Below are 17,876 nucleotides of genomic sequence, written 5' to 3'. Positions count from 1 at the left end.
CTACTCGTCCAAAATCCAGGTGTCTTTGGTGCCGCCGCCCTGGCTCGAATTCACCACGAGCGAACCTTCCTTCAGCGCCACACGCGTCAAGCCGCCCGGCACGATCGTCGTGGTCTTGCTGCCCGTCAGCACGAACGGCCGCAGGTCGACATGGCGCGGGGCTAGGCCTGAGGCCGTGCAGGTCGGGCAGGTCGAAAGCGCCAGCGTCGGCTGGGCGATAAAACCCTCCGGCTCGCGCTTCAGCTTCTCGCGGAACGCTTCGATGGTCGCCTTGGTCGCGGCGGGGCCGATCAGCATGCCGTAGCCGCCGGAGCCGTGCACTTCCTTGACGACGAGTTCGTTCAAATTGTCCAGCACGTAGGCCAGATCCTTCGGCTCGCGACATCGCCAGGTCGGCACGTTCTTCAGGATCGGCTCCTCGCCGAGATAGAATTTCACGATGTCGGGCATGTAGGAGTAGATCGCCTTGTCGTCGGCGATGCCGGTGCCGACCGCGTTGGCGAGCGTGATGTTGCCGGCCGCGTAGGCCGACATCAGCCCGGGCACGCCGAGCACGGAGTCGGGACGGAAGGTGAGGGGGTCGATGAAATCGTCGTCGACGCGGCGATAGATCACGTCGACCCGTTTCAAGCCTTCCGTCGTCCGCATGAACACTTCGTTGCTCTTGACGACGAGGTCGCGCCCTTCCACGAGCTCGATGCCGAGCTTGTCGGCGAGGAAGGAGTGCTCGTAATAGGCGGAGTTGTAGACGCCCGGCGTGAGCAGCGCGACCGTCGGCTCGCTCGAGGCGCTGTGCGGCGCCACCGAACGGAGCGCCGAGAGCAGCTCGTCCGGATAACGCTCGACCGGCGCCACCTTGTGGCGGGCGAACAGATCCGGAAACAGCCGCATCATGATCTCGCGGTTTTCCAGCATGTAGGACACGCCGGAGGGCGTGCGCGCATTGTCCTCCAGCACGATGAAGTCCTCGGCATCGACCCGGACGATGTCGATGCCGGCGATGTGCACATAGACGTCGTGCGGCACCTGCTGGCCATTCATTTCCGGCCGGAAGACCGGGTTCTGGAAGATCAGATCCTCGGGCACGACCTCGGCGCGGAGGATGTCGCGGCCATGATAGATGTCGCGCAGGAACATGTTCAGCGCCTTGACGCGCTGCTTCAGCCCCTTTTCCAGCACCGTCCATTCCTTGCCGGACATGATCCGCGGGATCACGTCGAACGGGATCAGGCGCTCGGTGGATTCGGAATCGCCATAGACCGCGAAGGTAATGCCGATGCGGCGGAACAGGAGCTCGGCCTCCTGGCGGCGGTATTCAAGCGCCTCGGGAGGCGTCTCCTTGAGCCAGCGTGCCAGCTCCTGATAGGCGGGGCGAAGGTCCCCACCCGGAATATTCATTTCGTCAAACGCGACTGCCATAGATCCCGACTGTTCTCCCCAGGCGTTGCGCCAATGGTCAGGCCGGAGAGGTCCCAGTGTAGACCGCAACGTCCTGTGGCCATGCGGCAAGAGTGCATGACTTTGAAGAGGTAGCAAGGGCCGGGCCAGCGCTATAAGCATTGAGAAGGGTCATTTGCCGGGGACAGCCGGAAAGCTGCCTGAAAAAATGGCTGAGGATTGCTTATTTCGGCAGCAAAACCGCGTGACTTCAACGCGTTACCTCGGCAAAGTCGGGACCAGAGGTGAGGGACTTAAGGCATGAGCGAGATCGTCACGGCAGGCATTCTGGTCATCGGGGATGAAATCCTGTCCGGCCGGACCAAGGACAAGAATATCGGCTTCATCGCCGAATACCTGACCAATATCGGCATCGACCTGAAGGAAGTCCGGGTCGTCTCCGACGACGAGGACGACATCATCGCGGCGTTGAATGCACTGCGGCAGCGCTACACCTATGTCTTCACCACCGGCGGCATCGGGCCGACCCATGACGACATCACCGCCGACAGCGTCGCCAAGGCCTTTGGCGTTGGCATCGACCACCACCCCGAGGTGGTCGCCCGTTTCAGGGAGCGCTGGAGCGAGCAGGACCTCAACGAGGCCCGGCTGCGCATGGCCCGCATCCCTGACGGTGCCGAACTGATCCAGAGCGCGACCATCCTCGCTCCCGGCTTCAAGATCGGCAATGTCATCGTCATGGCTGGCGTCCCCTCGATCATGCAGGCGATGATGGACATCGTCTCGCCCAAGCTGAAATCGGGCGTGCGCATGTTGTCCGAATCGGTCCGTGCCAATGCGCGGGAGGGCGACATCGGCGGCCCCTTGCGGGCGATCGCCGCCGCCCACCCCGACACCATCATCGGCAGCTATCCGTTCACGGACGAGGAGCAGAAGCCGAACACCAATCTCGTGGTGCGCTCGCGCGATGCGGACAAGCTCGCCGCAGCGATGGCGGCGGTGAAGGAAATGCTGGCGGGATTGAACATCACCCGGTAGCAAATGCCGGCAGACGAAAGCGGGAGACGACGATGGCTGGTGAAGCACCCGAACTGAGCGCGCAGGAGCGGGCTGGCAGGCCCTTTCCGGTGTCGTGGGACCAGTTCCACCGGGATTGCCGGGCGCTGACCTGGCGGCTCAACGAGGTCGGTCCGTTCCACGCCGTGATCGCGATCACCCGCGGCGGCCTGGTGCCGGCCGCGATCGTGGCGCGTGAGCTGGGCCTGCGCGTGATCGATACGGTCTGCATCGCCAGCTACGATCACGACAAGCAGGGCGAGCTCCAGGTCCTGAAGGGCATTTCAGACCAGGCGATGAAGCTCGGCGGCGGCACCGGCAAGGGCCTGCTGATCGTCGACGACCTCGTCGACACCGGCAAGACCGGCAAGCTGGTGCGCGAGATGCTGCCGGATGCGCATTTCGCCACGGTCTACGCCAAGCCGAAGGGCCGTCCGCTGGTCGACACCTTCATCACGGAAGTCTCGCAGGACACCTGGATCTTCTTCCCCTGGGATACCGCGTTGTCGTACCACCCGCCGCTGCGCGACGGCGCGGCGTGACCATCCCCGTCATTGCTCCGCTTCGCTCGCAATGACGCGCGGAGGCGCCCATGCCCCTGCAGAACCGCGTCACCCCCACGGGCGAGATCATCGCCACCCCGCATCGCGGGATGTTCACCGGCAATCGCGGCATCATCCATGATCCCGCCACCAAGACGCTGCTGAAGAAGCGCTGGTCCTCGCCGGCCTGGCTCACCTGCACCTGCGAATTCCGCGGCCGACGCCGCGAGGTGATGGCGCAGCGAAGCTGGACCGAGCTGTTCTTCCTCGATGAGGCCACTGCGCTCGCCGCCGGCCATCGCCCCTGCTTCTACTGCCGCCGCGACGATGCCAATCGCTTCCGCGCCGCCTGGGAGAAGGGCAACCGTGTGCATGACGTGCGTATGCACGACATCGACACCGTGCTGCATCACGAGCGGCTCGATCACGGCAAGAAGCGGCTGCATGCGCTGCTGGTGCCGCTCGACCTCTTGCCGGAGGGCGCGATGGTTCAGCGGGGCGAGCAGAGTTTTCTGGTCACGCAGGGCAGGGCCTTGCTGTGGTCGCCGGCGGGATATAGCGCGGCGGATCTTCCTGACGACGCGACGCTGCTCACGCCGCCGTCGACACTCCGCACCCTGAATGCCGGCTACCAGCCCGTGTTGCACCCAACCGCGTTATCCTAGCGTTGGTTGGATACAACCATCACCCCAGTTTCTCCCGCGCCAGCGCGGCGCCGGCGCCGAGCGCCATCAGCTTGGCTTCGGCGATCTCGCGCCGCATCGGCGCCATGCCGCAATTGGTGGTGGCGATGATGTTGCTCTTGGGCACGAATTTCGACACCGCGTCGATCACCTTGACGACATCTTCAGCGGTTTCGACCGTGTCGCTGGCGACGTCGATCACGCCGGCCTGCACGATCTTGTTCTTCAACAGCGCGAGCAGATCGAGCGGAACCTTGGAATTGCGGCACTCGATTGCGACCTGCTGGATCGGGCTGGCATCGATGGCAGGAAAAATCTGCTCGTACTGCCGCCACTGGCCGCCCAGCGTCTCCTTCCAGTCGGTGTTGGCCTTGATGCCGTAGCCGTAGCAGATGTGTACGGCGGTGGTGCAGGTGAGGCCCTGCGCGGCGCGCTCCAGCGCCTTGATGCCCCAGTCGTTGACCTCGTCCATGTAGACGTTGAAGGCGGGCTCGTCGAACTGCACGAGATCGACGCCGTCGGCCTGGAGCGCCTTGGCTTCCTCGTTCAGCAGCTCGGCGAAGGCGAACGCCATCTTGACGCGGTCGCCATAGTAACGGTCCGCAATCGTGTCGATGATGGTCATCGGGCCGGGCAGGGTGAACTTCAGCTTCTTCTTCGTGTGCGTGCGTGCCACGCGCGCTTCGAATTCATGGACGCGGTCCTTGAGCCGAAGCGGGGCGACCACTTGCGGCACCATCGCCTTGTAGCGATCCTTGCGGATGCCCATCTCGACCTTGTGGGCGAAATCGATGCCCTCGATCTTCTCGAGAAAACCGTGCACGAAATGCTGCCGGGCCTGCTCGCCCTCGGTGACGATGTCGACGCCGGCGTCTTCCTGGATCTTGAGCCAGATCAGCGTCGCATCGCGCTTGGCGCGCAGCAACTCGTCACCTTGCGATTTCCAGGGCGCCCAGAGCATGTTGGGCTCGGCGAGCCATTCCGGCTTGGGCAGGGAGCCGGCGATCGTCGTTGGAAACAGCATGGGTCTCTCCCGGCGGGTTGTGATTGCGCCTCTGTCTGCCATGTCTTAACGTCGAGGTACAGAACAACAAAAGTCGCCCTCTATTCCGGCGGCGGCGACAGGGAAGGCCAGAGGACAGGTCATGATCGACCTCTATTACGCGCCGACGCCGAACGGCTGGAAAATCTCGATCATGCTGGAGGAACTGGGGCTGCCGTATACGGTGAAGCCCGTCAACATCCGTGCCGGCGAGCAGTTCAACCCTGAATTTTTGGCGATCTCGCCAAACAACCGTATTCCCGCCATCGTCGACCACGAGCCCGCTGATGGCGGCGCGCCATTCTCGGCGTTCGAGACCGGCGCGATCCTGATTTATCTCGCGGAGAAGACTGGCCGCTTCCTTCCCGGCGACCTGCGCGGCCGCTCCACCACGATCCAATGGGTGATGTGGCAGATGGCGGGTCTTGGCCCGATGCTCGGCCAGCACGGCCATTTCGCGCTCTATGCGGCCGAGAAGATCCCTTACGCGATCGAGCGCTATCGCGACGAGGCGGCGCGGCTCTACGGCGTGCTCGACCGGCAGCTCGCCAAGACCGGCGCCTATGTCGCCGGCGAGTATTCGATTGCCGATATCGCCTGCTTCCCCTGGACCATGACCCATAAAGCGCAGGGCTTTACGCTGGACGACTACCCGAACGTGAAGCGTTGGTACGCCGAGGTCCGCGCCCGGCCGCAGGTGCAGGCGGGGCTTGCGATTGGCAAGTTTGTGAAAGAGCCGTTCGACGAGGAATCACGCAAGATCATGTTCGGGCAGCGGGCTAAGGAAGTGTTGGGAAAGAGGTAGGCCGCTCTCTCCTCGTCATTGCGAGGAGCTCGCGACAAAATTGCGGAGCAATTTTGCGCGGATGCGACGAAGCGATCCAGACTGTTTCCGCAGAAAGACTCTGGATTGCTTCGCTTCGCTCGCAATGACGGAGGATAGAGCGAGCTGAATACAAATAAAGGAAACCGCTATGATCGAATTCTTCTTCGACTGCTCCAGCCCCTGGACCTATCTCGCCTTCCACAACATCCAGCCGCTGGCGAAAGAGCTTGGCGCGGAGATCATTTGGCGGCCAATCCTGGTCGGCGGCATTTTCAACACGGTCAACCCCAGCGTCTACGCGCAGCGCGAGAAGCCGGTGCCGCTGAAGGCGCGCTACATGAAAAAAGACCTGGAGGATTGGGCGCGCTCGGCGGGTCTGTCGATCAAGATGCCGCCGACGGTGTTTCCGGTGAACAGCGTGAAAGCGATGCGCGGCTGCATCTGGCTCGGCAAGGATATGGTGCCATTCGCGACATCAGTGTTCGAGACCTATTGGGGCGAGGACAAGGACATCTCCCAGGATGCGGTGCTCGCCGAGATCTGCAGGAAGGTCGGTGTCGACGAGCAGAAATTCTTCGCCGGGATTTCGGAGCAGGGGATCAAGGACCAGCTCAAGGCCAATACCGAAGAGGTCGTCGCCCGCGGCGGCTTCGGCTCGCCGACGATTTTCGTCAACAAGACCGACATGTATTTCGGCAATGATCGCCTGCCCTTGATCCGCGAGGCGCTGCTGCGCAACAAGGCGAGCGCGGCTTGATGGTGCGCGCCGTCGTCTGCCGCGCACTCGGTGCGCCCGAAACGTTGCGGCTGGAGGAGTTTGCCTTGCGCGCTCTCGAGCCCGGCGAGGTTCGCGTTGCGATCCGCGCCGCCGGGCTGAATTTCCCTGATGTGCTGATGGCAGCTGGCGAATATCAGCTCAAGCCCGAGCTGCCGTTCACGCCCGGCATGGAAGCTGCCGGTGACGTGACCGAAATCGGCGCGGAGGCGAGGGGCGTCGCTGTCGGCGACAAGGTCATTGTGAAGATGCGTCACGGTGCCTTCACCGACGAAGCCGTGGTTGTGCCGTCGCAGCTGACGCCGATGCCGTCGACGTTCGATTATGCCGAGGCTGCAACCTATCTCGCCGGCCACGGCACCGCATATCATGCGCTGATCGATCGCGGCCGGGTCGAGCCGGGGGAGGTGCTGCTGGTGCATGGCGCCGGTGGCGGCGTGGGATTGGCCGCCGTCGAGATCGGCAAGATGCTGGGCGCTACCGTGATCGCGACGGCATCCAGCGACGAGAAGCTTGCAATTGCGAAATCGCGCGGCGCCGACCATCTCGTGCGCTATGACCAGGAGCCGTTTCGCGATGCGGTCAAGCGCATCACCGACGGCCGCGGCGCTGATGTGGTGTTCGATCCGGTCGGCGGTCAGGTTTTTGAGGACTCGATGCGCTGCATCGCCTGGGGCGCGCGGCTGCTGGTGATCGGCTTTACCGGCGGCATCGGCTCGGCCAAGACCAATTTGTTGTTGATCAAAGGCGCCAGCGTGCTCGGCGTGCGCGCCGGCGAGGCTGTGCGGCGAAATCAGGCCCTCGGCGAGATCCGGCTGAAAGCGCTGCTGCAATGGGCGGAGGAGGGCAAGCTGCGCCCCAACATCTCCCACCGCCTGCCGCTGGAAGATTTTGCAAAAGCGATGCGGCTGCTGCTCGATCGCAAGGCGATCGGGCGCGTCGCGCTGGTGATGCAGTGACGGTGCCGTAGTGCGGTAGGGTGGGCAAAGGCGCTCTTGCGCCGTGCCCACCATCTCTCTCGATCAGGAAAAATGCGTGGGCACGCTTCGCTTTGCCCACCCTACGAAGCTACTTATACTCCCGCTCCGTCCACCACGGGAAATAGTCCGGCATGTCGCTCGACACCTTGTTCTTGAACTGCGCCGGCCGCTTCTCCAGGAACGACACCACGCCTTCCTTGACATCCTCCGAGCGGCCGCGGGCGTAGATGCCGCGGCTGTCGACCTTGTGGGCTTCCATGGGATCGTCGGCGCCCATCATTCGCCACATCATCTGGCGGATCAGCGCGACCGACACCGGCGCCGTCTTGGCGCAAAATTCCTTGGCGAGGGCGCGCGCGGTCGGCAGCAGATCATCGGGCGCGACGACCTTGCTGACGAGACGGCCGGCAAGCGCTTCCTGCGCCGGGAAGACGCGGCCCGAATAGCACCATTCCAGCGCCTGCGAGATGCCGACGATGCGCGGCAGGAACCAGCTCGAGGCGGCCTCCGGCACGATGCCGCGCTGGGAGAACACGAAGCCGAAGCGCGCGGCCTCGGAGGCGATGCGGATATCCATCGCAAGCTGCATGGTGACGCCGATGCCGACCGCCGGCCCGTTCACCGCCGCGATGACGGGCTTGAGGCATTTGAAGATGCGCAAGGTGACCTGGCCGCCGCCGTCGCGCACCTGCGGATCGCTGTAATCGACCTTGCCGTCGGCGAAGCGCTTCACCGGTCCGCGCCGGGCGTCGCGATCGAACGTATCCGCGCCTGAGGACAGATCCGCGCCTGCGCAAAAACCGCGGCCGGCGCCTGTCACGATGACGGCGCGGACATTGTCGTCCTTGTCGGCGGCATCGAACGCATCGATCAGCTCGGATTGCATCTTCGCGTTGAAGGCGTTGAGCTTGTCGGGACGGTTCAGCGTGATGGTGAGGATTTGCTCGGCGACCTCATATTTGATCGTCTCATACGCCATGGGTGATTTCCTTCCTTTGTATCGTTGTCGGTCTCTCTAGCACGTCATTCCGGGGCGCGCGACGCGCGAGCTCCGGTGCGCAATTGCGCACCTGGGAATCCATCTTTCGGCATCAGTAGTGCCGATGAATGGATTCCGGGCTTGCGCCAAGAGGGCGCAACGCGGAATGACGAGAGAAGCCTACTTCGCAGGCGGCTTCGGCCACGGCCTTTGCGGACCGCGCAGGCCCTCGAACGCCTTGGCCATGCCGAGCACGCCGAGATCGTCGAAGCGGCGACCGACGATCTGCACGCCGATGGGAAATCCCTTGGCGTCGAATCCGCCATTGATGGAGACGGCCGGGTTCTCCGACATATTCCACGGCACGGTATAGGCGATGTGCTCGAACGGCTTCATGGGATCATTGGTGGGCGAGGCCCATTCCGCCGGGTAGTTCACGTTCGGCGCAGTCGGCGAGATCACATAGTCGAGCTCGCAGAACAGCTTTGACGCCGCCGCGCGGATCGCCATGGTCTGGTTGAAGCCGCGGATGACGTCGACACCCGACAGCTTCGCGCCTGACTCGCCCCATTTGAAAATGTAAGGCAGCACCTTGGCCTGCTCCGCCGGCGTCAGTTTCGACAGATCGTCCCACATCCGCGCGCGCCAGAAATTGTCGAGGCCGTCGAGCATCTCGCGCGTCAGGATGCCGTCGACCTCGGTGACGACGCTGCCTGCGGATTCGAATGCCTTCGCAGCCTTCACTGCGACCTCGCGCACCGGCTTCTCCAGCGCCATGCCGCAGCCGGGATCGAGCATCAGGCCGATGCGCAGCTTGCGCGGAGACTTTTCCAGCCCCTTCCAGTTCAGCGGCTCCGCCGGCAGGCTCATGCCGTCGCGCCGGTCGGGCTTGGCGATCACGCTCATCATCAGCGCGCAGTCGTCGACGATGCGGGTCATGGTCCCGGCGACGCGGCCGACATAGGTGGGATCGATCGGCACGCGGCCGAAGCTCGGCTTGAGGCCGACGAGGCCGCACCAGCCGGCGGGCAGGCGAACCGAGCCGCCGATATCGGTGCCGAGATGCAGGGGACCATAGCCGGCCGCCGCCGCAGCGCCCGCGCCGGCGCTGGAGCCGCCGGGGTTCTTGGCAAGGTCCCAGGGATTGCGCGCCAGCGCATGGAACGAGGAAAGACCCGAGGACAGCATGCCGTAATCGGGCATGGTGGTCTTGGCGAAGATGATGGCGCCGGCCTCGCGCAGCCGCGCGGCGGGCGGGGCATCCTTCTCGGCCGGCACCAGCTTGACGCTGGCTGCCCCCAGCGGCACCGGCACGCCCTTGGTGGCGATGTTGTCCTTCACCGTGACAGGCACGCCGTCGAGCGGGCCCGACGGCTCGCCGCCGGTCCAGCGCGCGGTCGAGGCCTTCGCCGTCTCGCGCGCGCTGTCAGGGTCGAACGCATAGAGCGCCTTCAGATGCGGCTCCCACGCAGCGACATGCGTGAGCAAATCCTCCAGCACCTCGCTTGGCGAGAACTGCTTGGCCCGATAGCCCGCGATCAGGTCGACCGCGGACAGATCGTGCAGCGAGGTGACCGTCTCTTTGACGCTCTTCTTCTGCATTCCTAGGCCACCGGCATGCGCGTTTCGACGATGCGGGCGAACATGCTGGCGCCGATCGGCAGGATCTTGTCGTCGAGCACGAAGCCGGGATTGTGCACCGGCACCGAGCCGTCATGGCCGACCCAGAAATAGGCGCCGGGAATGGTCTCCAGCATGTCGGCGAAATCCTCGCTGCCCATCTTCGGCTGGGTGCGGGTGATCACCTTGGCGGGATCGACCACGGTGCGCGCGACCTCCTCGACCACCTTGGACTGCTCGACCTGGTTGACCAGCACGTTGAAGGTGTCGCGGATGTCGACGTCGATCACGCAATTATAGGCGCTGGCGATGCCGGCGCAGATGGTGCGGATGCGTTCGCTGACCAGGGTACGGATCTCCTTCGAGAAGGTGCGGATGGTGCCGCACAGATGCGCATCGCCCGGAATGACGTTGTAGGCGGAGCCGGCATGGATCTGGGTGATCGACACGACGGCGGCCTGTAGCGGCTCGACGTTGCGGCTGACGATGGTCTGGATCGCCTGCGCCAGCGTGGTTGCGATGATCACCGCGTCCTTGGAGCGCTCAGGCATCGCGCCATGCGCGCCGTAGCCGGTGATGCGCAGGTCGAAGAAGTCGGCGGCGGCCATGGCCGGGCCGGGCAGGATCGCGATCTCGCCGTGGTTCAGATCAGGCGCGTTGTGCAGGCCGTAGAGCTCGTCGCACGGAAACTTCTCGAACAACCCGTCCTTGATCATGGCGCGGGCGCCGCCAAGGCCTTCCTCGGCCGGCTGGAAGATCAGGTGCACAGTGCCGTCGAAATTCCGGGTCTCGGCGAGATAGCGCGCGGTACCGAGCAGCATGGTGGTGTGGCCGTCATGACCGCAGCCGTGGAAGCGGCCGGGGATCTTCGAAGACCATTTCAGATTGGTGTTCTCCTCCATCGGCAGCGCGTCCATGTCGGCGCGCAGGCCAATGCGCTTGCTGCCGGAACCCTTGCCCTTGATGATTCCGATCACACCGGTGCCGCCGAGGCCGCGATGTACCTCGATGCCCCAGCTTGCCAGCTTGTCGGCGACGATACCGGAGGTACGCACTTCCTCGAAGCCGATCTCGGGATGGGCGTGGAGGTCGCGCCTGATGGCGGTGAGTTCGTCGGCGTAGCCGTCGATGCGATCGATCGTGGGCATGTGGTCCTGTCCGGTTAGCGTGAGGAGGGATTGAAAACGGGGCCGTTCGGCTTGATGCGAATGCCCGGACGCAGCCGCGTCCAGGGCAGCGATGCCGTATCCGCCGGCATCGCGCCCGGCGCGGCGCAGATCATCAGCTTTTCGGCGATCGGCTCGAAATCGGCCCGAAAATGCACCGAGCTCTTGTTGACCAGGATCTTCTCCTTGGTCGGCTCGATCCCGACATAACGATACATCGCCTGGTCGGCGAGCTGCGCCTTGTGCGAGGAGACGACGACGCGGACCTCGCCGATCCGCAAGGCCGCGGAGGGCCCCATCTCCATCTCGCGGCCGCCATAATAGGGACCGGACGCGATGAAGCGGCCGTCGGAGAGGTTTTCGACGACGAAGCTCTCGGTGTAGGGCTCGTCGCCGGCGATCCCAGATTTGCCGCCGAGCGATAGCGTCACGGTGGCGCCGACGCCGGCTGCATGCGCGGCTTTTGCGGACTGCGGATCATAGATCACGCCGGTTGCCGCGCTCGCTCTGTTGCGCACCAGCGCGCGCAGCATGCCCGTGGTGTCGGAATCGCCGCCGGCGCCGGGATTGTCCTGGGTGTCGGCAATGATGATCGGCTTGCTCGCGGACTTCGCGAGTTCCATGGCGTGGCGCACGCCATCGTCGGGCGACCAGATCTTGCCGTCGAAATCGTCCTCATGGCTCTCGATCAGCTTGACGATCGCATCGGCCGCGCGGTCGGCATCTTCCTGCGTCCTGCCATAGGCGAACACGCTCGGTCCGCAATCGCGGAAATCGGCGGCGGGAAAGCCCGGTGCGAAGGAGAGGGTCGGAACCGCATCGCTCTCCAGGGCAGCGAGCTGTTCGTAGATGCCCTTGGTCGGGAAGTCGTTGGTGCATTGCCAGCTGATCGCGATCAGGAACGGTATCTGGCGGAACGACTTTGCGAAACGCTGCTTCGTCTCCAGCAGCAGGGCGAGGTGCTTTGCGCAGGCGCGGCCGGTGTCGGCCATGTCGACATGCGGATAGGTGCGGTAGGCGATCAGCGCGTCCGCGTATTCCATCATCGCCGGTGTCACGTTGGCGTGCAGGTCGAGGCTCGCGACCAGCGGGATATCCCTGCCGATGACGCGACGCACGCGCGACAAAATCTCGCCTTCACCGTCGTCGAGATGCTCGGTCACCATGGCGCCGTGCAGATCGAGATAGACCGCATCGATGGGGCCGGCCGCCTTGATGCCGTCGACCATCACCTTCACGATGCGCTCGAAGGCATCCTCCGTAACATGCGCGGAGGGGCTCGCACCACAGGCGATGGTCGGAACCAGTTCCCAGCCATTGGCCTCCGCGCTGTCGACGAAGCCAGCCAGCCCGACATTGATGCGCCGCATCACCTTCAGCACATCGGGCCCTTGCGTCATCGCCGGCCAGCCGCCGCCATGCTGGAAGTCCGCGAATGTCGCCTTCGTCGGAGCGAAGGTGTTGGTCTCGTGCAGGAAGCCGCCGACGGCGATACGTGTCATCAATTCAAGTCCAGTCCATCAAGAGTGCGCGAAATTAGACATGGCCTTGCCGTGAGAGCAAGGCGGGAAGCAATCGCGCCATGCATGGGGTCAAGACGTTTTGGGAATGCTACGGATGCGTGTCGTTTGAGAAGGCGCTTCCAAATTCTCAGTGTCGTCCCGGCGAAGGCCGGGACCCATAACCCCAGGGAGGAGTTTGGCGAAGATTGGTCGTTCGGGATCAGCACCACCCGCAATCGACAGATCACGCGGTATGGGTCCCGGCCTTCGCCGGGACGACACCGAAGATGGAGCTACATAGTGGCCGCCACGCCCTCCGACACCGGCCGGAAGTTCGCAAAGTCCCAGTGCCGCCCCGGTGCGGCATCCAGCAGTGCCTTGGTGTAGGCCTGCTGCGGATGCGTCAGCACTTCGCCGGCCGGGCCCTGTTCGACGACGCGGCCGTGCTGCATCACCACGACCTCGTCGCAGATTTGCGCTGCGACGCGCAGATCGTGGGTGATGAACAGGATGGCGATGCCGAGCCGCTGCTGGATCTCGTCGAGCAGGTCCAGCACCTGGGCCTGCACCGAGACGTCGAGCGCGGAGACGGCTTCGTCCGCGACCAGAACGTCGGGATCGAGCGCGAGTGCGCGCGCAATCGCGATGCGCTGGCGCTGGCCGCCGGAGAACTGGTGCGGATAGCGCGACACGGCGTCGGCCGGCAGGCCGACCAGTTCGAGCAGTTCGCGCGCCCGCTTCATCGCATTGGCGTGCGGGACGCCGTAATTGATCGGGCCTTCCGCGATGCTCTCGCCGACGCTGACGCGCGGGTTGAGCGAGCGGTAGGGATCCTGGAACACGATCTGGATCTTCTGCCGGTGCGGCTGCAGCAGGCGGCGCGAGATGTCCGAGATCTCGCGGCCGGCGAGGCGCACGCCGCCGGAGGTCGGGTCGATCAGGCGCACGATGCAGCGCGCCACCGTCGATTTGCCCGAGCCGCTTTCGCCGACGATGCCGAGCGTGCGACCCTTCCGTAGGGTCAGCGTCACCTTGTCGGCGGCGACGACCTCGCGGCCTTTGCCGAAGAACGCGCGCTCCTTGTAGACCTTGCTGAGCTCGTTGGCCTCGAGCACGACGGGTTCGCGGCTTTCCTCGCGCGGCGGCCGGGGCACCAGGCTCGGCACCGAGGCGAGCAAATTGCGGGTATATTCCATCGTCGGGTTGCGCAGCACGGCCTCGAGCGGGCCGGTCTCGACCAGGCGGCCTTGCCGCATCACCGCGACGCGGTCGGCGATCTCGGCGACCACGCCCATGTCATGGGTGATGAACAACACGGCGGTGCCGTGATCGCGCTGCAGCTCGCGGATCAGCGACAGGATCTGCTTCTGCGTGGTGACGTCGAGCGCGGTGGTCGGCTCATCCGCAATCAGCAGCTTCGGCTCCAGCACCAGCGCCATCGCGATCATGATGCGCTGGCGCTGGCCGCCGGAGAGCCGGTGCGGGTAGGAGGCGAAGATGCGCTCGACCTGGGGCAGGTGGACCTGCTCCATCATGTCGAGGATGCGCTTCTTTCGCGCTTTCGCATCGAGATCGGTGTGGGCGCGCAGGACCTCGTCGATCTGGCGGCCGACCGGCACGACCGGATTGAGCGCGGTCATCGGCTCCTGGAAGATCATCGCCATCTTGGTCGCGCGCAGCTGGCGCAGGCGGCGGTCGGTCGCGGTGAGGATCTCCTCGCCGACGAGCTTCACGCTGCCGCCTGATGGCATCAGCGTGCCCTTCGGCAGCAGGCCCATGGTGGTCAGCGAGGTCACGGATTTGCCCGAGCCGCTTTCACCGACGAGGCAGAGCGTCTCGCGCTCGTGCACCTGGATGGAGATGCCGTCGATGATCTTTGGCCCGCCCGGCTTCTTGCCGACGGCGACGACGAGGTTGTTGATGTCGAGAACGGGGTTGGTCATTTGATCGGCCATCACTTCCCCTCCCGCTGCTTCATGCGGGGATCGAGGGCGTCGCGGGCGGCGTCGCCGATCAGGTTGATGCTGAGGATGGCGATCGAGAGCAGCAGGCCCGGCCAGAAGATCAGCGTCGGCTTGAGCTGAAAGTACTGCCGGCCCTCGGCCATGATGTTGCCCCAGGTCGGCGTCTCCGGCGAGATGCCGGCGCCGAGGAAGGAGAGAATGGCCTCGGTGAGGATCGCGGAGGCGCAGACATAGGTGCCCTGGACGATCAGCGGCGCGATCGTGTTCGGCATCAGATGCCGCCACATGATCTTCGGCAAGGACGAGCCGACCGAGATCGCGGCTTCCACATAGGGTTCTTCGCGCGCCGACAGCACCACCGAGCGAACCAGGCGCGCCACGCGCGGAATTTCGGGGATGGTGATCGCAACCAGCACCGTCCAGATGCTGGCGCCGGACAGCGACACCACGGCGATCGCGAGCAGGATGCTCGGCATCGCCATCAGGCCGTCCATGACGCGCATCATCACGGAATCGACCAGCTTGAAGAAGCCGGAGACGAGGCCGATCGCGAGCCCGATGGCGATCGACAGGACCGCCGAGCCGATGCCGATCAGCAGCGAGATGCGGCCGCCATAGATCACGCGCGACAACAGGTCACGGCCATAGGCGTCGGTGCCGAGCAGGAATTGCGCAGATGCGGGCTTGAGCCGCAGCGAGGGCGCAAGCTGGATCGGATCGTGCGGCGCGATCAGCGGCGCGAAGATCGAGATCACCACGACCAGCGCGAGCAGGATCGTGGCGGTCGCGATGATCGGCGTCGAGGTGAGGAATCCGAGGCGTGGCCGCAGTGGCGACGTGATCGGAATGGAGGACTGGGGAAGGCTATCGACCGTCATTGCTGTTGTTGTCCTTAGCCTTAGTACCGGATCCGGGGATCGAGCAGCGTGTAGGCGACATCGATCAGGAGATTGACGACGACGTAGATCAGCGAGGTCAGGAGGATCATCGCCTGGATCACCGGATAGTCGCGCGCCAGCACGGCATCCACCGTGAGGCGGCCGATGCCGGGGATGTTGAACACGCTCTCGGTGACGACCACGCCGGAGATCAGCAGCGCAAAGCCCGTGCCGATCACCGTGATCACGGGCACTGCGGCGTTGCGCAGCGCGTGCCGCATCATCACCGCGACCTCGTTGATGCCCTTGGCGCGCGCCGTCCGCACATAGTCTTCGCCGAGAACGTCGAGCATCGCCGCGCGCGTCATGCGCGCGATCAACGCGATGTAGATGAAGGAGAGCGCGCAGGTCGGCAGGATGATGCGTTCGAAGAACGCCCCGAAGCCGGCGGAGATGCTCTTGAAGCCCTGCACCGGCACCCAGCGCAGGTCGATCGCAAACACCTCGATCAGGACATAGCCGACCACGAACACCGGCACCGAGAAGCCGAGCACGGACAGCCCCATCACGAAGCGGTCGATCCAGGTGCCGTGCTTCCACGCTGCGATGACGCCGAGCGGCACCGCGACGATGACGGCGAGGATGATGGTGGACAATGCGATCGAAATCGACGGCTCGACGCGCTGGCCGATCATCTTCATGACCGGCAGGTTGGAGATCAGCGAGGTGCCGAGATCGCCATGCAGCAGCTTGTTCACCCAGGTGATGAATTGCACGATCAAGGGCTCGTTGAGACCGAGCGAGGTCCGAATGCGTTCCAGCCGTTCCGGCGTCGCATTGTCGCCGGCGAGGATCGCGGCGGGATCGCCCGGCGTCAGCCGCAGCAGCAGGAACACGAAAAGCGCGACGACGCCCATCACGGGCACCGCGGCCAGAACGCGGCGAATGAGATAACCTAGCATGCACCTACTCTCCGGCTGCGGAATTGAAGGGGCCGAGAGGCGCCCGTGGATTCGGTCGTGTCTATCATGCGCGCCTGTTAACCGGGCTGGAAGAGTTGGCCGGAGACCGGTCCTCTTGGGGCAAATTGTGTGCCAAGGGCAGGGCGGTCGCAAGGGGCCGCCCCGCGTCGATTTGCGACGACTCAGGATGCACGGCGATACTCTCGCTCAACCTTGAGTGTCGGTGCGATCGGCGGCGCATTGAACCCTCTCCAATCGTCGATGGTTCCCGCGATCATCTGAGCGGTCGCGGCTGAAAGTGTCCAGCCGAGGTGGCCGTGGCCAGTGTTGAAGAACACGCCCGGCATCCGACCCGCACGGACCACCGGCATCATGTTCGGCATCATGGGTCGCAAGCCCGCCCAGGGCACGACGCGCGCGGTCTCGACGGCGGGGAAGTTGCTGCGCACCCAATCGACCAGCGGCTGCACGCGATCGGCGCGGATGTCGCGGTTGAAGTCGTTGAACTCGGCGGTTCCGGCCACGCGAAAGCGATCGGCGCCGAGCCGGCTCGTGACAATCTTGGCGGCCTCGTCGAGCAGGCTGACGGTTGGCGTCGCGTCGCGGCTGTCGTCGGTATCGAGATGCACCGTGATCGAATAGCCCTTCACCGGATAGACGTTGACGCGCTCGCCGAGCATCGCCGCGAAGTGACGGCTGGCGACGCCGGCGCAAACGACAACGCCGTCGACCTTCAGCGTGCCGCGCGCGGAGGCAGTGGCGCCGCTTGCGGAGAGATCGGCCCAGCCGAGCGCGAAGCCGCCGCCGGCTTGCGCTACGGAATCGATATTCGCGTCGTGGATGAAGGTTGCGCCGCGTCGCTTGCAGGCGTCAGCCAGCCCGCGCGTGAACTTATGGATATCGCCGGTCGCATCCGAGGGTGTGAAGAAGCCGCCGTAATACTGCTTGCGCAGCGTCGGCTCGATCGTGCAGATCTCCTCCGGTGTCACCGGACGGCGGTCAAGACCGCCTTCCTGCAACAGCGCATTGACGCGCAGGCCGGACTCAAAACCCTTCTTGTCGTGATAGATGTGGAGGATGCCGCGGCGTTCGAGGTCGAAGTCGATGCCTTCGCGCGCAGCGATTTCGAACAGATGCCTGCGGGCTTCGATGGCGAGCCGCGTCGTTTCGATCGTATTGGCGCGGTAGTTGCCGATGGCCGCGACGAACTCGCCCATCCACGAATATTTGTGCCAGTTCGGCCGCGGGTTCATCAGCAGCGGCGCATCGCGCCGGAACATCCAGCGCAGGCCCTTCAGGATCGTCGCGGTGCTATTCCACACTTCGGCATTGCTGGCGGAGAGCTGCCCGCCATTGGCAAAGGAGGTCTCCATCGCGGCGTAGCGGTGCCTGTCGAGCACGGTCACCTTGTAGCCGCGTTCGAGCAGGGCATAGGCGGTCGTTACGCCGGTAATGCCGGCGCCAATGATGGCGATATGGGTCATGATAAAGTCGGGGCTCCCG

16 protein-coding genes are annotated in these 17,876 nt (G+C 64.6%); 6 read left to right on the top strand and 10 right to left on the bottom strand.

Features of this window, described 5'->3' with window-relative positions:
- The gene (locus G8O24_RS00205) at positions 1 to 1,419 is read right to left on the bottom strand and encodes a circularly permuted type 2 ATP-grasp protein (RefSeq protein ID WP_188095340.1); all 1,419 of its coding nucleotides are present in this window, start codon (positions 1,417 to 1,419) and stop codon (positions 1 to 3) included.
- Positions 1,420 to 1,698: 279 nt separating this feature from the next.
- Between G8O24_RS00205 and G8O24_RS00200 the strand changes: the two genes are divergently transcribed.
- Genes G8O24_RS00200 through G8O24_RS00190 form a run of 3 tightly spaced genes read left to right on the top strand, consistent with a single transcriptional unit; the run spans position 1,699 to position 3,661 of the window.
- On the top strand, positions 1,699 to 2,436 hold the full coding sequence (locus tag G8O24_RS00200) for a competence/damage-inducible protein A (RefSeq protein WP_188095338.1): 738 nt from the start codon (positions 1,699 to 1,701) through the stop codon (positions 2,434 to 2,436).
- 32 nt (positions 2,437 to 2,468) lie between these two features.
- On the top strand, positions 2,469 to 2,996 hold the full coding sequence (gene gpt, locus G8O24_RS00195; protein WP_188095336.1) for a xanthine phosphoribosyltransferase: 528 nt from the start codon (positions 2,469 to 2,471) through the stop codon (positions 2,994 to 2,996).
- Positions 2,997 to 3,046: 50 nt separating this feature from the next.
- Complete coding sequence (locus G8O24_RS00190) at positions 3,047 to 3,661, top strand: hypothetical protein (RefSeq protein WP_188095334.1); 615 nt, start codon at positions 3,047 to 3,049, stop codon at positions 3,659 to 3,661.
- A gap of 19 nt (positions 3,662 to 3,680) precedes the next feature.
- On the opposite strand, the gene G8O24_RS00185 is transcribed toward G8O24_RS00190, so the two are convergent.
- Positions 3,681 to 4,703: a methionine synthase gene (locus tag G8O24_RS00185; RefSeq protein ID WP_188095332.1), complete on the bottom strand. Its 1,023-nt coding sequence runs from the start codon at positions 4,701 to 4,703 to the stop codon at positions 3,681 to 3,683.
- Positions 4,704 to 4,824: 121 nt separating this feature from the next.
- On the opposite strand from G8O24_RS00185, the gene G8O24_RS00180 reads away from it, so the two are divergent.
- The 3 genes from G8O24_RS00180 (at position 4,825) to G8O24_RS00170 (ending at position 7,281) form a co-directional block, all read left to right on the top strand.
- On the top strand, positions 4,825 to 5,526 hold the full coding sequence (locus G8O24_RS00180) for a glutathione S-transferase N-terminal domain-containing protein (RefSeq protein ID WP_188095330.1): 702 nt from the start codon (positions 4,825 to 4,827) through the stop codon (positions 5,524 to 5,526).
- A gap of 169 nt (positions 5,527 to 5,695) precedes the next feature.
- Positions 5,696 to 6,304: a 2-hydroxychromene-2-carboxylate isomerase gene (locus G8O24_RS00175; protein WP_188095329.1), complete on the top strand. Its 609-nt coding sequence runs from the start codon at positions 5,696 to 5,698 to the stop codon at positions 6,302 to 6,304.
- A complete protein-coding gene (locus tag G8O24_RS00170; protein ID WP_188095327.1) occupies positions 6,304 to 7,281 on the top strand; it encodes an NADPH:quinone oxidoreductase family protein in 978 nt (325 codons plus the stop codon). Before G8O24_RS00175 ends, G8O24_RS00170 begins: the two co-directional genes overlap by 1 nt.
- A 109-nt stretch (positions 7,282 to 7,390) precedes the next feature.
- Here G8O24_RS00170 and G8O24_RS00165 read toward each other — a convergent pair whose 3' ends face one another.
- The 8 genes from G8O24_RS00165 to G8O24_RS00130 form a co-directional block, all read right to left on the bottom strand.
- A complete protein-coding gene (locus G8O24_RS00165; protein WP_188095325.1) occupies positions 7,391 to 8,281 on the bottom strand; it encodes a crotonase/enoyl-CoA hydratase family protein in 891 nt (296 codons plus the stop codon).
- A 180-nt stretch (positions 8,282 to 8,461) separates the two neighbouring features.
- The gene (locus G8O24_RS00160; RefSeq protein WP_188095323.1) at positions 8,462 to 9,883 is read right to left on the bottom strand and encodes an amidase; all 1,422 of its coding nucleotides are present in this window, start codon (positions 9,881 to 9,883) and stop codon (positions 8,462 to 8,464) included.
- 2 nt (positions 9,884 to 9,885) lie between these two features.
- Positions 9,886 to 11,049 (bottom strand): M20 aminoacylase family protein, encoded by a 1,164-nt coding sequence (locus G8O24_RS00155; RefSeq protein WP_188095321.1) that lies wholly within the window; start codon positions 11,047 to 11,049, stop codon positions 9,886 to 9,888.
- A gap of 14 nt (positions 11,050 to 11,063) precedes the next feature.
- On the bottom strand, positions 11,064 to 12,569 hold the full coding sequence (locus G8O24_RS00150; RefSeq protein ID WP_188095319.1) for a M81 family metallopeptidase: 1,506 nt from the start codon (positions 12,567 to 12,569) through the stop codon (positions 11,064 to 11,066).
- Positions 12,570 to 12,862: 293 nt separating this feature from the next.
- Positions 12,863 to 14,512: an ABC transporter ATP-binding protein gene (locus tag G8O24_RS00145; protein ID WP_188095737.1), complete on the bottom strand. Its 1,650-nt coding sequence runs from the start codon at positions 14,510 to 14,512 to the stop codon at positions 12,863 to 12,865.
- A gap of 11 nt (positions 14,513 to 14,523) precedes the next feature.
- The gene (locus G8O24_RS00140) at positions 14,524 to 15,411 is read right to left on the bottom strand and encodes an ABC transporter permease (protein WP_188095317.1); all 888 of its coding nucleotides are present in this window, start codon (positions 15,409 to 15,411) and stop codon (positions 14,524 to 14,526) included.
- A 20-nt stretch (positions 15,412 to 15,431) separates the two neighbouring features.
- Entirely contained in the window at positions 15,432 to 16,373 is a 942-nt protein-coding gene (locus G8O24_RS00135) for an ABC transporter permease (RefSeq protein ID WP_188095315.1), read from the bottom strand.
- A gap of 182 nt (positions 16,374 to 16,555) precedes the next feature.
- Complete coding sequence (locus G8O24_RS00130; RefSeq protein WP_188095313.1) at positions 16,556 to 17,857, bottom strand: D-amino acid dehydrogenase; 1,302 nt, start codon at positions 17,855 to 17,857, stop codon at positions 16,556 to 16,558.
- Positions 17,858 to 17,876: the final 19 nt, after the last annotated feature.

The organism is Bradyrhizobium campsiandrae, assembly GCF_014529705.1.
In the GTDB taxonomy this organism is placed as follows: domain Bacteria; phylum Pseudomonadota; class Alphaproteobacteria; order Rhizobiales; family Xanthobacteraceae; genus Bradyrhizobium; species Bradyrhizobium campsiandrae.
This window is presented reverse-complemented; position numbering and strand designations above follow the sequence as displayed.

Excerpts from the sequence above, each read along its gene's own strand:
- G8O24_RS00160 (WP_188095323.1), bottom strand. The coding sequence starts at position 9,883 with ATGCAGAAGAAGAGCGTCAAAGAGACGGTCACCTCGCTGCACGATCTG.
- G8O24_RS00140 (WP_188095317.1), bottom strand. The coding sequence starts at position 15,411 with ATGACGGTCGATAGCCTTCCCCAGTCCTCCATTCCGATCACGTCGCCA.
- G8O24_RS00200 (WP_188095338.1), top strand. The coding sequence starts at position 1,699 with ATGAGCGAGATCGTCACGGCAGGCATTCTGGTCATCGGGGATGAAATC.
- G8O24_RS00130 (WP_188095313.1), bottom strand. The coding sequence starts at position 17,857 with ATGACCCATATCGCCATCATTGGCGCCGGCATTACCGGCGTAACGACC.
- G8O24_RS00175 (WP_188095329.1), top strand. The coding sequence starts at position 5,696 with ATGATCGAATTCTTCTTCGACTGCTCCAGCCCCTGGACCTATCTCGCC.
- gpt (WP_188095336.1), top strand. The coding sequence starts at position 2,469 with ATGGCTGGTGAAGCACCCGAACTGAGCGCGCAGGAGCGGGCTGGCAGG.
- G8O24_RS00145 (WP_188095737.1), bottom strand. The coding sequence starts at position 14,512 with ATGACCAACCCCGTTCTCGACATCAACAACCTCGTCGTCGCCGTCGGC.
- G8O24_RS00185 (WP_188095332.1), bottom strand. The coding sequence starts at position 4,703 with ATGCTGTTTCCAACGACGATCGCCGGCTCCCTGCCCAAGCCGGAATGG.
- G8O24_RS00190 (WP_188095334.1), top strand. The coding sequence starts at position 3,047 with ATGCCCCTGCAGAACCGCGTCACCCCCACGGGCGAGATCATCGCCACC.
- G8O24_RS00150 (WP_188095319.1), bottom strand. The coding sequence starts at position 12,569 with ATGACACGTATCGCCGTCGGCGGCTTCCTGCACGAGACCAACACCTTC.
- G8O24_RS00155 (WP_188095321.1), bottom strand. The coding sequence starts at position 11,049 with ATGCCCACGATCGATCGCATCGACGGCTACGCCGACGAACTCACCGCC.
- G8O24_RS00165 (WP_188095325.1), bottom strand. The coding sequence starts at position 8,281 with ATGGCGTATGAGACGATCAAATATGAGGTCGCCGAGCAAATCCTCACC.
- G8O24_RS00170 (WP_188095327.1), top strand. The coding sequence starts at position 6,304 with ATGGTGCGCGCCGTCGTCTGCCGCGCACTCGGTGCGCCCGAAACGTTG.
- G8O24_RS00205 (WP_188095340.1), bottom strand. The coding sequence starts at position 1,419 with ATGGCAGTCGCGTTTGACGAAATGAATATTCCGGGTGGGGACCTTCGC.
- G8O24_RS00180 (WP_188095330.1), top strand. The coding sequence starts at position 4,825 with ATGATCGACCTCTATTACGCGCCGACGCCGAACGGCTGGAAAATCTCG.
- G8O24_RS00135 (WP_188095315.1), bottom strand. The coding sequence starts at position 16,373 with ATGCTAGGTTATCTCATTCGCCGCGTTCTGGCCGCGGTGCCCGTGATG.